The organism is Bacillus sp. JCM 19034 (genome assembly GCF_001310635.1).
GTDB lineage: Bacteria > Bacillota > Bacilli > Bacillales > Bacillaceae_D > Halalkalibacter.
Genome location: NZ_BAXR01000001.1, coordinates 318,324 through 333,456, shown reverse-complemented (window position 1 = coordinate 333,456; position 15,133 = coordinate 318,324). Strand labels below are relative to the sequence as shown.

Sequence of the window (15,133 nt, the reverse complement as noted above, 5' to 3'; positions counted from 1 at the left end):
TATGACAAGAAGTTACTAGTAGAATGAAATCTCTTAGCTACCGAGAAGGGTCCATACAAAAAAAAGCCCCTTCCTCTGATTATATATATCAAAAAGAAGGATCTTATAGACCAATTTTTTTATGATTTTTATTTCTTAGAGACATTTCATAGACAGGCTCCCCGTGTTCATCAATTACATATGGAACACTCCTTGCAGGGACAAAGTGAGAATGTTCAACTAGTATAGGGCGAATGTCTTCCCCTTCTTCAAAATCATGCTCGTGCTCTGTCAACATTTGATAAAGGTCCAGTCGATAATCTATGACAACCTCATGGTCATTTGTAAACAATAATGGTAAGAACTGATCCGTATAAGGACTTTTCACTAGTGGCTCCTCGGAAAAGCCAAGCTCTTCAAAATCAAGCATAAACAATCCATTATCAACGATTTCTTTAATTGGAACATATGTATGCTTCCTAATATAATCATTGACCCTTCGATGGTACTGCTGAATAGTGGATTGCGGTCGTAAATCAATAACTTTAACCTCTGGTTCATCCTCGACATTGACGAGTGCATAACGAAACACACCACCATTCTCAAAAGCAGTACCAGGTGGTTGTTGTAAATATTGCGGCACCAATTGGTTGAAATCGACTATGTAACGATTATATAGTGAAGTATGTTCATCAAACGTATAAATGGGTAATACACCTGTATCTATTTGAAATTGTTCAATAGCAGACTGAACAGCTTGTAACTGATCGGGATAAGTGATTTGATTTTCAAGGCGTTGTTCATCCGGTAGGAAGCACCCAGAAAGAAAAATGCTACTTAATAATGCTACCACTATATAATTAAATGTTCGCTTCATACCACTTTAGCTCCTTTTAACTTAAACTGTTGCAGTAGGACCTCCAATGACAATGATAAACACAATAATCCCAGCAACCACTAAACAAATAAATGAAAATGATAAAACTACTTTTTGAACCCAACCGGATAATTTCTCTCGACTAAATATCGCTGTACCTGCCGAAACAAACATTAGGCAAGTGCAAAAAATGAAACCCACATATTAAACATCGCTTGTGACAATTGAGTTCCCTTCCTTCTTTCATAATCTTTTAACAGTTATTATAACATACTTGTCCAAAAACAACGTGACAGACTTACGAACGTTTAAACATAAAAAGTTGAAGAAGCGGGGCACACTCCTTCAACAATGACGAAACCCTTCGTCTAAAACACAGCCCTATTATTATATTCTTTCAGTAAAGTATATGCTCCTAGATGGAACATGCTTGTGATATTGCCTAAGTTGTAAACTTTACTTTTTGTTTAACAATTTAGCAAGTGAAGCGAAATCTGCAGGCATATTGTTGTTTACAATTGCATTGACGATTTGGTCTTCTTTTTCTTTTGGTACTTCTTTATTAGCAAGCTTAGCTACTTGAGCAATAAGCTGTCGAACTGTCTTTTCATCTTGCAAATTAGCCGAACTAACTGAATTAGCTAGTTTCATAATTTGATCTGGTTTCACACTCGTCTTTTTCTGAATCTGATCCATAAATGAATCATTATTTCCAACCATGGTTCGCCCTCCCTCAAATCTATAATCACCATATCATATGCATTGGTTAACAGATGGTGAGAGCAACTAACTATTTATCCTAATCTTCTTTATAAGTTGAATGTATAAGATCTACGGGCAAATCTTCAACTTCATGCTTTTTTACTCGTCCCATCAATTCTTCGGCTGCTTCTTGAGGTTTCATTTGTTCAAAAAGCACTTTATATAGAGCTATTGTAATAGGCATGTCAACCTGTAACTTATTGGCTAACTCATATGCTGCTTGGGCAGTCCGTACTCCCTCAACGACCATACCCATTTCATCAAGAGTTTCATTTAATGTTTTTCCTTTTCCTAACATTAATCCTGCTCGAAAATTACGAGAATGTAAACTTGTACACGTCACGATCAAATCACCTAAGCCTGATAAACCAGCAAATGTCATTGGATTAGCCCGAGTTTCATCCCAAGTCGTGCTATTTCCGTTAACCCACGAGTCATAATCGCTGCTTTAGAGTTATCTCCTAACTGAAGTCCTTCCGTTAATCCGCATACTAAAGCAATAATATTTTTCAATGCTCCTCCAATTTTCAACACCAATTAAATCTGGATTTGTATAAACCCGAAAATGTTGGTTGAAAAATAAATCTTGAGCAAACTCAGAAGCTTGCTCACTTTTTGAGGAAACCGTTACCGTTGTCGGCTGTCTTCTACTCACTTCTTCTGCATGGCTTGGACCTGATAAAGCAACAACGTGTTCTAGCTTTCCGGAAGCTTGCATTTCCTCTTCAATCATCTCAGATATTCTTTTATGGCTACCAGGTTCAATACCTTTACTTGCATGAATAATCATAACTTTATTAATCAATTTTTTCGTTAATTCCCTAATCGTTTCCCTGATTGCTTTCGTCGGTACAACAATAATAACGACATCAACATTTTGAAGAGCTTGTTCCATTTTTTCGAAGGCTTTTACCTTTTCAGGTAGTACAATACCTGGTAAATATTCTTTATTCGTATGATGAGCATTTATTTCCTTAATTTGTTCTGATCTTCTTGCCCAAATACGGACATCATGATTATTATCAGCAAGCACCATTGCTAAAGCACTTCCCCAGCTACCTGCTCCTATAACGGCTACTCGTTTCAAATCTCTTCCACCTCAATATATATTCATTTACTTTTTTGTCCAATCTTACTTTCTTGACCAGTAAGAAGTCGTTTTATATTCGTTTGATGTCTCCAAATTAACAAAACAGCAATAACAATGGTTAAATAAATATAAGGATTAGGATAGTCGAATAATAGCACCATAAATAAAGGAGTACCGATGACAAATATAATCGAACCTAAAGAAACATAACGAGTAATGAAAATACTTCCGATTGCAATTATACCGGCATACAATGCTGGTAAAAAACAAGTGTTGCTAACACACCAATTGTCGTTGCTACTCCTTTTCCACCACGAAAACCATAATAAATAGGCCAATTATGTCCAGCAATCGCTGCAAATCCCGCTAAAGCCGGAAATACACCAGCCTCATCAGGGGCAAAAGCATGACCTAACCACACTGCAGCGATTCCTTTAGCAATATCTAAACTTAACACAAAAATAGCCGGACCTACACCGAGCACACGCAATGTATTTGTTGCACCGGCATTACCACTTCCATGCTGACGGATATCAACTTTTTTTATTTTTTTTGCAATGATATAACTAAAGCTGATTGAACCAAGGAGATAACTAATGATTATGACAAATAGTAATGAAATTGCAATAGCTCCTTCTCCCATTTCATCTACTCCCTTTAACTATTTTTCTTTCTAGCTATAATTTTTATAGGTGTCCCTTCAAATTCAAACGTATCTCTTAAACGATTTTCTAGAAAACGCTCATATGAAAAATGCATTAACTCTGGTTCATTAACAAAAAAGACAAATGTTGGTGGCTGTACGGCCACTTGAGTTACGTAATTTATTCTCAAACGACGTCCTTTATCAGTTGGCGTTGGATTCATCGCTACTGCATCCATAATCATATCATTTAATACATTTGTCGGTACACGTAAATGATGGTTTTCAGAAACTTTACGAACCATTGGTAGTACAGTATGTAACCGTTGCTTTGTTTTTGCCGAAACAAATAGAATAGGAGCATATGTTAAGAACAGCAATTCATCCCTTAGTTTTCGCGTGAAATTTTGCATCGTTTTGTCATCTTTCTCCACTGCATCCCATTTATTAACAACGATAATAACTGCTCTACCAGCTTCATGGGCATATCCAGCTATTTTTTATCCTGTTCAATGAGACCCTCTTCTGCGTCGATGACAACTAACACAACATTAGAGCGTTCAATCGCTCTTAAGGAACGAAGGACACTATATTTTTCGGTTGCTTCATATACTTTCCCACGTTTTCTCATACCTGCCGTATCAATTAATACATATTCTTGTTCACCTTGTGAAAAAGCGGTATCTATCGCATCACGAGTTGTACCAGGAATATTACTTACAATGACCCGTTCTTCACCTAACATCGCATTGACAAGCGATGATTTCCCAACATTCGGACGACCTATTAACGCAATCCGAATCGTATCCTCGTCATACAGTTCCTCTTCTTCTTCAGGGAAATGCTCAATTACTTTATCTAATAAATCTCCTAACCCTAATCCATGAGCACCTGAGATAGGATAAGGTGTATCCATTCCTAATGAATAAAATTCATAAAGCTGTTCTTGCATATCTGGATTGTCAATTTTATTTACACCTAAAACGATCGGCTTATCAGAGCGAAATAAAAGATTAGCTACTTCTTGATCAGCGGATGTGACCCCCTCACGACCATTTACAATAAAAATAATAACATCAGCCTCTTTAATAGCAAGCTCCGCTTGAGCACGCATTTGAACGAGCAACGGTTCTTCCCCGAGTTCAATTCCACCTGTATCAATGACATTAAATTCTCTATTTAGCCATTCTGCTTTGCTATATATTCTATCACGAGTGACCCCAGGCATATCTTCTACGATTGCAACTCGTTCTCCAACAATCCGATTAAAAATCGTCGATTTGCCGACATTTGGTCGACCAACGATTGCCACAACTGGATTTGGCATTTTACCACAACCTTTTCTTATTTTCATTGACAATCATTTTATTTTAGCTGATTTCCTGAATATTGTCGACCTGTTCTAACGATTACGTAGCCTTTTATATGTGAAGATATGAAAGTTACTAGTAATTGCAGGAAATAACCTAACGCATAATACATGCAAACAATACCTACTATATCAAAAAAATATAAATTGCCGACCGAGGCATTTTGATCAAAAAAAGGTGTTAATGAATATAGAAATTCTCCATGAATAAGTCCTGAAATCGAGAGTAAACATTTCATTTTTAATGTCGAAACTAAAAAGTAACCGATAGCTGAAACTAAACTAGCTAATAGCCATCGACTATCAATAAAGGCAATAACAGGATCATAAATAAGTAATAGTCGAAAGCCTGCAAAGCACGCTGCTACAGATAACGTCATGAGAAGAAAAGAAAAATATTTCTCTCTTTTTCTTAATAGCCGTATTTGATCGTAAAGATAAATAGCCAAAATGATGTAAACAATGTGAAATGATTGACTAACGACCTTAAGTTCGTATGGTATTAGTATAAGCAAGAGCAATAAAGCACAGCTTCGCCAATAGTTTTTACTATGAACACGACAAAAAAAAGTGATCACGACCCAAAATAGCCAACCTAACCAATATACAAAAACACCGTCCATAATACCACCTCATCCTCATTATGGACGGAAATATCGTAAATAATCCTCGTAAACGAGTAAAAAAAAGGATTAGTACGATGTTCCGTTACTAACCCTTTCTTCTTTACAATTTTTTATTTTTTATATTGATCAAGCTTATTACCAATCATATCACCTAAGGAGAAACCAGACGATTCTTCATTTTGTTGTGCCTCATATTGCTTATAATCTTCTTCATCATTTGTTTCATCTTCCAAAAGTGCACGTATACTTAATGATATACGTTTCTCCTCAATATTTACATCAAGTACCTTTACTTGAACTGTTTCGCCTTCTGTTAACACTTCCGAAGGTGTTCCGATATGGCGGTTTGCTATTTGGGATATATGAACAAGTCCCTCAACACCCGGAGCTAGCTCAATAAATGCTCCAAAATGAACAAGTCTTCTTACTACACCTTCTAAAACATCGCCTACTTTAACAGAACCAGAGAACGATTCCCATGGTCCAGGTAGCGTATCTTTAATTGATAATGAAATACGTTCACTATCTACATCTACAGATAACACCTTGACGTTTACTGTATCTCCTTCAGCAACTACATCTGATGGATCTTCTACACGATGATGTGCTAGCTGTGAAATATGAACAAGTCCATCTACACCACCCACATCAATAAATGCTCCAAATGATGTTAAGCGTTGTACTTTCCCTTCAACAACATCACCTTCTTTTAAGGAGTGTAATGCATTTTTTTCTTTTGCTCTAACTCTTCATCTAAAACGGCACGCTGAGATAGGATTAGCTTATTATTTTCTTTATCAAGTTCGACAATTTTCAAGCGTAATGTACGACCTTTATAGTCAGAAAAGTCTTCTACATAATGTCTCTCAACTAATGAAGCCGGAATAAAGCCACGTACACCTAAATCAACAACTAGTCCGCCTTTAACAACTTCAGCCACTTCAACTTCAAGTACTTCACCTGATTCGAATGTCTTTTGCAGATCACTCCATGCTTTATCCGCTTGGACAGCTCTTTTGGATAAGATTAATTCATCATCATCAAGTTTAATAACTTTTAGGTCAACTTCATCATCAACAGATAAGACATCACTTACTTTTTCTACGTGTAAGCTTGATAATTCGCTGATAGGAATAATTCCATCCACTTTAAAGCCTACATCGACAAACGCCTGTTTATCTTCGACCTTTGTTACCTTTCCTGTGACAACATCTCCTAAAGATAAAGATTTCATCTCCGCCATTTCGTTGTTCATTTCTTCGACCATTGACTTCTGCCTCCTTCATTACTCGCCGTCTATATACGGTATTTTAAACAAAATATTTATTAAATCTTTCACGCTTGCGAAAGAATTTTAATAACGTTTACTTATTGTGATTTATTAACTTTTGAATTTCACTCATAATTAATTGTGTTGCTTCTTCTGCAGAAGCTTTTCTTTCCTTTAATTCTGAAAAATCAATCGGCTGACCGTATACTAATGTCACCTTTTTCCGGAATTTATATGGTCCAATGATAGCACTTGGTACTACCTTAGCATTCGTGCGTAATGCAAAAAAACCAGCCCCAGACAATCCTTTACCAAGCTTTCCGTCTTTACTCCTCGTTCCTTCTGGAAAAAGCCCTACAATATGATTTTCTTTAAGTAATGTGATGGCTGTACGTAACGCCTGTTTATCACTCATGCCGCGTCGAATAGGGAATGCATTTAGTTTCGTTAAAAGCCAGTTTAAAAAGCGATTTTCAAACAACTCTCTTTTAGCCATATAGTGAACGTTTCGCTTAAGATATGACCCTAATAAAGGAGGATCTAAATTACTAATATGATTACAGCATAATAATACGCCGTCTTCTTTTGGTACATTTTCCATCCCTTTTACTTCTACTTTAAAAAAACATGAGAAAAACAAGAAACAAATTTTTTACCAAGATTATATATCGTCATTGTCCGGCTCTCTCCTTAGCCAAATCGGTGATTCGATTGACAACCTGATCTATTGTTAATGAAGTAGTATCTAGTTCAATAGCATCTATGGCTTTTTTTAATGGGGCGATTTCTCTATTTGAATCCATTTCATCTCGTTTTGAAATATCGTGAATTAATTGTTTAAAGTGAACTTGCTCTCCTTTGTTAATCAATTCTTCATATCTTCTTTTGGCACGCTCTTCAACGGTTGCTGTTAAAAACACCTTTAATTCAGCGTGCGGTAATACATATGTACCTATATCACGCCCATCTAAAACAGCATGGCCTTTTTTCGCTAACTGGCGTTGGCGTTCAACCATATCATTTCGAACTTCTTTATGTTGAGAAACAACTGAAACATTTGCTGTAATAGATGCTGAACGGATTTCCTCCGTCACGTCCTCACCATTTAAAAGTACAATCGTTCCTTGCTTCCCATTTTTGAGTTCGATTTCTTTTTCACTTAATAAATGTGAGAGTAAAGCTCCATCATTAATGTTAACATTTTCCTGCAATGCTGCATATGTAAGTGATCGATACATCGCTCCCGTATCGATATATACAAAAGATAGTTTCTCGGCTACTAACTTAGCAACCGTACTTTTCCCTGCCCCAGCAGGCCCATCAATGGCAATATTCATCTTGTCTACACCTTCCAAACGAATCAACTAATAGTATTTTATCTTAATTTTATCACATGTATTGGCATTTGGTCTAACGAATGATTAAAATACTAGCATTAAATTCGTTTTTGCCTCCGTTGCTCCAACTGCTTTTCGAAACAATACTGTACAACTAACTGTCTTTCCTCTTTAGATAATGTTAAAAATTCTAATGAAACACGCTTATTTAAATTACCTTTACTTGGTGTTACTCGAACAATTTTACATTTTGTTTGTAAATAGTAGATTTCACCGGTTTGTTGATGAATGGCGAGCCATACTTTCACTTCACCTTGATTGGGAAACATATATTCTTCTGGAACAATCACTGCACATCCGCCACCACTTAAATCCCATGTTACTGAACGCAATGGAGGGTATGAATGATCTTCTGGATAAACAGCCACATCAAGGCAGTCTCAATACGGACATAATTGCGCCGCTGTATACGCTTGTAAGTTTCCTTACCTGGATCTTCTAACAGTAGAACAGGTACCTTTAATTTTTTCCTGCTTACGATTTTTGTATGTAACATATAAACAGCTTCATCCTTACCAACAAATGAGGCTTTAAACTCCGTTCCGTCTAAAAAATAGCTCTGTTTTTTCGTTTCTATATCTATTGGATAATCAACTACTAAATGAGAGTCAATATAATCAACTAACCGACATCGATATTTTTTTTCTGTTGATTCGTATTTTTATCTTTTAATTCTAATACGATCGTTGTCCCCATTTCGACCACTAATATTACCTCCTAATTACCACTACTCACCTTCTCCTATTATGACATAATAAGACAAAAGTAACACTATCGTTTCATGAAAATTGCAAACTTTTTTCCTATTCTCTAACGCAAAAAAGAAGGAGGGCACCCCTTCTTTTTTACATAACTTAGGAAAATTGATAAGATGGTTCAGCTTGATCAAGCATTTCAACTTTTTCTTCTTCCCCGTCCTCTGCATTTATAAATATACGGTACGTGTCACTATTTATGACTCCGAAGAACTCATAGCATAAAACCTCTTCACCTAATTCATTTTCAATCACTGCTATGTGATCTTCCATCACCTCTAGACGTGGATTCAAGCTTTCCATTGCTTCTTCTACCGTAATATCAGGTTTTGGAATAGAACGTTCCTTATGATTAACTAAGTAGCTTACAGCATCATATCCTAAAATATCATTATCGTCTAACGAAACTTGAAGTGTAATTTGATCAGGGTAAATTCTAACATTATCTTCTAGGTATACATATTCTAAAACAGCTATAGAGTCATATTGCGTACTATCAATTAACTGCATATTATCCTTACCTTGATTTTCTAAAAATTCAGATCCCGCTTCTGAAGCTTCATTTAAGCTCTTATTAATCTCCGTTATTTGACGTTCTTGTAAAAACCATATTGGTTCACCGCCAAATACACTCATATCCATATAGTAATTTGATGCATGATCAGGATCATTCACAACAATACTGTAAGCAGGATATTCTAGTCCGTTTCCTGTTTTGGAGACTTCAACCTCTGTTTCTTGATTTATCCCTATAAACGCTAAAGCTTTCTCCTTTGCTTCCTCTTCCGTAATTTCATCACCTTCTTCTAAGGCTCGCTTTAACTCACCATTTAGATCATCAATAGCTGCTAAACTTACTCCCCAATCTGTTTCGCTATAACCTTCAACTGCTTTATTCATTACTTCAAAGTTCGTAACTACTTCATTCTCTTTAGCTTCACCCGTCTGTTCTAATGCTTGTTCAACATCAAGCCACCTTGACCCTTGCTGTAACATCATGGCTTGTGCTCTTCTCACCTCTTGACGTATCTCCTTTGAATAATCGTATAGCTTTTCCAACGTATCGTATTCTTCATCAGTTAAAGGCTCTTTACCCAAATCACGAATTGAGGTTCGATAAGAGAAACGTCCAATTTTAAATAAGAACTCCTCTGTTTTTCCAATATCGACGAAACTTAATGGTAATTGGCCGATACTTTCTTGAGCCAGACTAGTTAGGCGCCATATTTCGGCAAGTGCTGGAGAAAGCTGTCTTCTCGTATTCATCGCTAAACTAGAACCTAATTGATCTTCAATTTGATCTAAGTAATAAGCTAATTCATGAAAGGCTCTTTGATAGTTATTTTCTGCTTGTATTTGTAGACCTTGACTTTGAGTTTGTTGCTGGTAGCCCCATACTCCTGTCGAGACTAGTGCAATTGCTAATAAGCCGATAACAAGATTTTTACCCATCCTACTCACCTCCAAAAATTAATGACAGAAAATATGTTTACCAATTCGTTTAATTTGCGGTCGACTCCAAATCCATCCAGATGTTGCTGTATCAGGATTAAAATAATAAATCGCATTACCTGTTGGATCTTGACCGTTTAAAGCATCTAACACGGCCCTTCTTGCTGTTTCATCAGGCTCCATATAAATTTGTCCATCGGCAACAGCGGTAAATGCACGTGGTTCAAAAATAACTCCAGACACTGTGTTAGGGAAAATTGGACTGTTCACACGATTAATAATAACCGCAGCAACAGCAACTTGACCAACATATGGTTCGCCTCGAGCCTCTCCATAAACAGCTTGAGCCATTATCTGGATATCATTGTCAGAATACCCTGGTGGTACATTATTTGCTTTTTGTATATTAGCTTGATTATCTTGTTGGTCTGGTACTTCTTCATAAGGAGTAGGCTCTTCCTGAGCAGGTGGTGTCTCTTGTTCAGGTTGTTCTCCTTGTCCTTCAGTAGGTGGTGTTTCTCCCTGTTCTGCTGGTGGAGTTGGTGTCTGCTGATCTCCTCCTTGTTGAGGTTGTTGGTCTTGACCACCAGTCTCTTGTCTAGGTGCCTGGTCTTGCCCAGGAGATGGACTTTCTCTGTTATCTTGTGGAGGCACTGCTTGCCCCTTGTCCTCTTGCGGATGTTTTTTATCTGTACCTTTTTGTGCTTGAGGTGCCTGTCCTTTTTTGGCACTTCCTTTTGGTCCTTTTTGAATTTCTATTGGTGTTGTTCCATAATGAGTGAAATTCCTACCTTCTGTTAATGCTTTTTGCACAAACTCTTCATGATACTGTGTTGAATTTTCTAAACGTTCCTTTAATTCTGGACCTACTAAACCATCAACTGTCATCCCGAATTGATCTTGATAGTTCCGTACAGACCAATACGTTCCCCAACCGAAAACTCCATCAATCGTCCCATCGTAAAAACCGATATATTGTAACCTTGCCTGTAATTCTACGACATCGTCTCCCGTAGCTCCCCTTTGAATGATTTGATCTGAAAATGCGTAAGAGTGTTGAGATACACTACAAATACTAACAAAACCTAGCACAATCGCTATACAAATGATTTTTGCTATCTTATTAATCAAACTATTTCCCTCCTTATCATCCATACTTAACATTCGGGCTGACTTACTAAGGATATTGTTTGTAGGGAAGCATATTTTATACAAATTGATCATAAAAACAAATCATTTTCTAACATTTCTTTTCATCAAACAAACACATAATACTATTTTTGATATATCTATACTTAGGAAAGATTAAGATGTATAGGGGGTTTATGTACTGTTTAATTAAGAGGGGAAAATAGGATATGGAATGGCAATAGAAAATATCATTTTAAAAAGTGACTTCCTTAAGAAGTCTAAAGAAGTCACGAGTCATAAAAAGTAAATCACGAGTTAACAAAGGAGACAGTTCCCTATTTTGCTAAAACATTAAAATATCGTCCTTCAGGATGAGCAAAAACCATCGCAGTTACGGATGCCTCTGGTTCCATCATGAACCCTTCCGTTAAAGATATTCCGATTTTTTCTGGCTTTATTAAAGAGAATAATTTCTCTTGGTCTTCTAAATTTGGACATGCTGGGTATCCAAACGATACACGAACCCCTTGATATTTTGCCGCAAAACGTTCATCCATTGTCATATCAGGCGAATCTGGAAAGCCCATTTTATCTCTCATTAATTGGTGAACACGTTCAGCAAATCCTTCAGCAATCTCCAATGCTGCTGCTTGAATTAAATGACTATACAAATAATCTCCATCACGTTTCGCTTGCTCTGCCAAATCTCTAATACCTTGTCCTGCTGTAACGGCCAGAAAGCAACATAATCCATTTCACCACTGGAAACAGGTCTTAAATAATCTGCTAAACATAAAAATGGCTTATGGTTTTGCCGAGGAAAACGAAAGCGTTGCAAAATCTTTTTTTGATCTGTTGGATCATAAATAATAACATCGTTCCCTTCAGCCTGAGCAGGAAAGAACTGATACATGCCATGTGCCTTTATCATCTTGTTCTTTTTTGCTTCCAATAAAAATTGATCAACCTTCTCTTTTAAAGCAATAGCCCGTTTGTCACCTTCTGTTAACAAACGACTGACTTTCCCTTGTAAACCTAAATGTCGCCCAAGTAGCATTTGCATATTAATATACGGTTCTAAATGTGACAGTTCGTAATCACGTAAAATATGGGGAGTAAGATCATTCGGCTTAAATACTGGTGCTTCACTAATATCGGAACGTTCAGGAATAACAAAAGTTGATTTCACTTCTTGTTTTTTCGTCTCATTTACAAGCTCTCGCTTTTCTTGAGCTGCTTTTACCTCTTCTGCTAACTTCCCCCTTTCCTCTTTCTTCGCTAAGCGATTTGCAATTTCTAACCCGTTCATTGCATCTTTCGCATATAAGACGAGACCATCGTACTCGGGTGCAATACGCGTATTCGTAAATTTCCTCGTTAAAGCTGCACCACCGACAAGGATGGGGAGTGAAATTTTCTGTTGTTTTAAATCTTGCGCAGTCAAAACCATTTGCTGGGCAGATTTCACGAGCAAACCTGATAAACCAATAGCATCAGGATTCTCTTTTTTAACCGCTTCAATTAATTCGTTTGATGTCACTTTAATACCTAAGTTAACAATATTAAATCCATTATTACTTAAAATAATCTCAACTAGGTTTTTCCAATATCATGAACGTCACCTTTTACTGTTGCAAGAAGAATTTTCCCTTTACCATTATCATCGGCTTTTTTCTCCATTTTTGGCTCAAGATAGGCCACTGATGCTTTCATAACTTCCGCACTTTGTAAAACCTCAGCCACAATTAATTCATTATTGTTGAATAGGCGACCAACCTCATCCATTCCATCCATTAATGGGCCGTTAATAATGTCTAATGGATCGTCAAATTTTTCTAACGCTAAATCTAGATCTTTAATAAGACCATCCTTGGTTCCTTCAACGATATATAAAGCTAGTCGTTCATCCAATGATAAATTTGAATGTTCTACTTTTTTCTCAGCTTTTTTTCCACGATAAAAAGCTGTAAAGTTCGCTAAATTTTCATCTGTTGTCTGAAATAATAATTGAGTTGACATTTGTTTTTCTTCATCAGAAATAGAGGCATATCGTTCTAGCTTTTCTGTATTGACGATCGCATAATCTAGTCCAGCTTGTGTACAATGATACAAATAAACAGCGTTTAAAACTTCACGTCCGACTGGCGGTAATCCAAATGAAACGTTACTAACGCCAAGAATCGTTAAACATCTTGGCAGAGCTTCTTTAATTAAACGAATTCCTTCAACAGTAGCATTGGCAGAACCGATATATTGTTCATCACCAGTTCCTACAGGAAAGACGAGTGGATCGAATATAATATCTTCAGGCTGTAAGCCATATTGGTTAACTAATAGATCATATGATCGTTTCGCCACTTCTAACTTTCGTTCTGCAGTAACGGCCATCCCTACTTCATCAATCGTCCCAACGACAACCGAAGCACCATATTTTTTTATTATAGGAACTACAGCTTCAAAACGCTCTTCTCCATCTTCTAAATTAATGGAATTAATAATCGCTTTACCTTGTGAATACGTTAATGCTTTTTCAATTACCTTCTCATCCGTTGAATCGATCATAAGCGGAACTTTCACTTTATTAATAACGAATGAAAGAAACTTCTCCATATCTTCTAATTCATCTCGATCAGGATCAGCTAAACAAATATCAATGACATGTGCACCGCGTTTAACTTGTGCTCTAGCAATTTCGGATGCTTCCTCATATTTCCCATCTGCTATTAATTGTTTAAATTTTCGTGATCCAATCACATTTGTCCGTTCTCCAACAAATAAAGGACGCATACTATCATCATAAATAAGAGGTTCTATACCAGATACAGCATGCCCATGTTCCCTTTTAAATGTTCGCGGTTGAAGACCATTCGTAGCCTTCACCATAACACGTATATGTTCTGGAGTTGTTCCGCAACAGCCACCAATCACATTTAGCCAGCCTTTTTCAGCAAAAGCTATCAGCTTTTTCGCAAGTGAATCTGGAGATTCATGATAATGACCATCTTCATCAGGTAATCCAGCATTAGGGTAACAGCTTACATACGTTGTTGCAAGTTCAGATAATGAACGAATATGATCACGCATAAACTCGGGTCCAGTTGCACAATTTAAACCAACAACTAGTGGCTTCATATGCTCTAATGATAAATAAAATGCCTCGATATTTTGCCCTGCTAAAGTAGTTCCCATCGGTTCAATTGTTCCAGAAATCATTAAAGGCAATTTGACATTCATTTCCTTGCTTGCTTTTTCGATTCCTATAAAAGCCGCTTTTACATTTCTCATATCCTGGCTAGTTTCTAATAAGAAAAGGTCAATGCCTCCTTTAATTAATCCACGTGCTTGCTCGTGATAGGAATCGATTAATCTTTCAAATGTAGTTCCACCAGTTACAGAAAGTGATTTTGTCGTTGGCCCCATTGCTCCTGCGACAAACCTAGGCCATTCTGAAGTTGAAAATTGATTCGCTACGTTTCTGGCAATTTTTGCAGCTAATCGACTTAACTCCTCTGCTTTATAGCCAAGATCATAATCATCTAATACGATATCTGTAGAACCAAACGTATTTGTCTCAATAATATCGGCACCAGCTTCTAAATATTCACGATGGATTCTTTCAATTACATGAGGGCTGTTTCATTTAAATACTCATTACAACCCTCATAATCTTCACCACCAAAATCTTCTGCAGTAAGATTAGCAGCTTGAAGCATTGTTCCCATAGCTCCATCAAGAATCATAATTTTCTTTTCTAGCTGTTGTTCAAACATTGATTTTGTCAT

The 15,133-nt window shown here is 36.8% G+C and carries 9 protein-coding genes and 6 pseudogenes; all 15 read right to left on the bottom strand.

The genetic code is table 11. From position 1 onward, the window contains the following. Positions 1-103: 103 nt before the first annotated feature. The 15 genes and pseudogenes from JCM19034_RS01740 to metH all read right to left on the bottom strand — a co-directional run bounded on the left by JCM19034_RS01740 (position 104) and on the right by metH (position 15,133). Complete coding sequence (locus JCM19034_RS01740; protein WP_062046780.1) at positions 104-856, bottom strand: hypothetical protein; 753 nt, start codon at positions 854-856, stop codon at positions 104-106. A gap of 21 nt (positions 857-877) precedes the next feature. Next, entirely contained in the window at positions 878-1,030 is a 153-nt protein-coding gene (locus JCM19034_RS01735; RefSeq protein WP_370621772.1) for a DUF2768 family protein, read from the bottom strand. Between the two features lie 282 nt (positions 1,031-1,312). Then, positions 1,313-1,552, bottom strand: a complete 240-nt coding sequence (locus JCM19034_RS01730; RefSeq protein ID WP_370621800.1) for a stage VI sporulation protein F — start codon at positions 1,550-1,552, stop codon at positions 1,313-1,315. 103 nt (positions 1,553-1,655) lie between these two features. After that, a pseudogene (locus JCM19034_RS01725) lies at positions 1,656-2,705 on the bottom strand (NAD(P)H-dependent glycerol-3-phosphate dehydrogenase). A gap of 23 nt (positions 2,706-2,728) precedes the next feature. Continuing rightward, positions 2,729-3,351 (bottom strand): annotated as a pseudogene (gene plsY, locus JCM19034_RS01720) (glycerol-3-phosphate 1-O-acyltransferase PlsY). Between the two features lie 14 nt (positions 3,352-3,365). Then, positions 3,366-4,678, bottom strand: a pseudogene (gene der / locus JCM19034_RS01715) (ribosome biogenesis GTPase Der). 38 nt (positions 4,679-4,716) lie between these two features. Next, complete coding sequence (locus JCM19034_RS01710; RefSeq protein ID WP_062046776.1) at positions 4,717-5,343, bottom strand: hypothetical protein; 627 nt, start codon at positions 5,341-5,343, stop codon at positions 4,717-4,719. A gap of 113 nt (positions 5,344-5,456) precedes the next feature. Then, a pseudogene (gene rpsA, locus JCM19034_RS01705) lies at positions 5,457-6,613 on the bottom strand (30S ribosomal protein S1). Between the two features lie 97 nt (positions 6,614-6,710). Beyond that, positions 6,711-7,217, bottom strand: a complete 507-nt coding sequence (locus JCM19034_RS01700; RefSeq protein ID WP_082393678.1) for a lysophospholipid acyltransferase family protein — start codon at positions 7,215-7,217, stop codon at positions 6,711-6,713. Positions 7,218-7,287: 70 nt separating this feature from the next. Further along, positions 7,288-7,953, bottom strand: a complete 666-nt coding sequence (gene cmk, locus JCM19034_RS01695) for a (d)CMP kinase (protein WP_062046772.1) — start codon at positions 7,951-7,953, stop codon at positions 7,288-7,290. 98 nt (positions 7,954-8,051) lie between these two features. Next, positions 8,052-8,381, bottom strand: a complete 330-nt coding sequence (locus JCM19034_RS01690) for a flagellar brake protein (protein WP_062046768.1) — start codon at positions 8,379-8,381, stop codon at positions 8,052-8,054. Then, a pseudogene (locus JCM19034_RS24460) lies at positions 8,333-8,653 on the bottom strand (flagellar brake domain-containing protein); the annotation flags it as partial. The gene JCM19034_RS01690 and the pseudogene JCM19034_RS24460, both read right to left, overlap by 49 nt. A gap of 214 nt (positions 8,654-8,867) precedes the next feature. Beyond that, the gene (gene ypeB / locus JCM19034_RS01685) at positions 8,868-10,220 is read right to left on the bottom strand and encodes a germination protein YpeB (protein ID WP_062046766.1); all 1,353 of its coding nucleotides are present in this window, start codon (positions 10,218-10,220) and stop codon (positions 8,868-8,870) included. Between the two features lie 18 nt (positions 10,221-10,238). Next, positions 10,239-11,375 (bottom strand): cell wall hydrolase, encoded by a 1,137-nt coding sequence (locus JCM19034_RS01680; RefSeq protein ID WP_062047327.1) that lies wholly within the window; start codon positions 11,373-11,375, stop codon positions 10,239-10,241. 311 nt (positions 11,376-11,686) lie between these two features. Further along, positions 11,687-15,133, bottom strand: a pseudogene (gene metH, locus JCM19034_RS01675) (methionine synthase).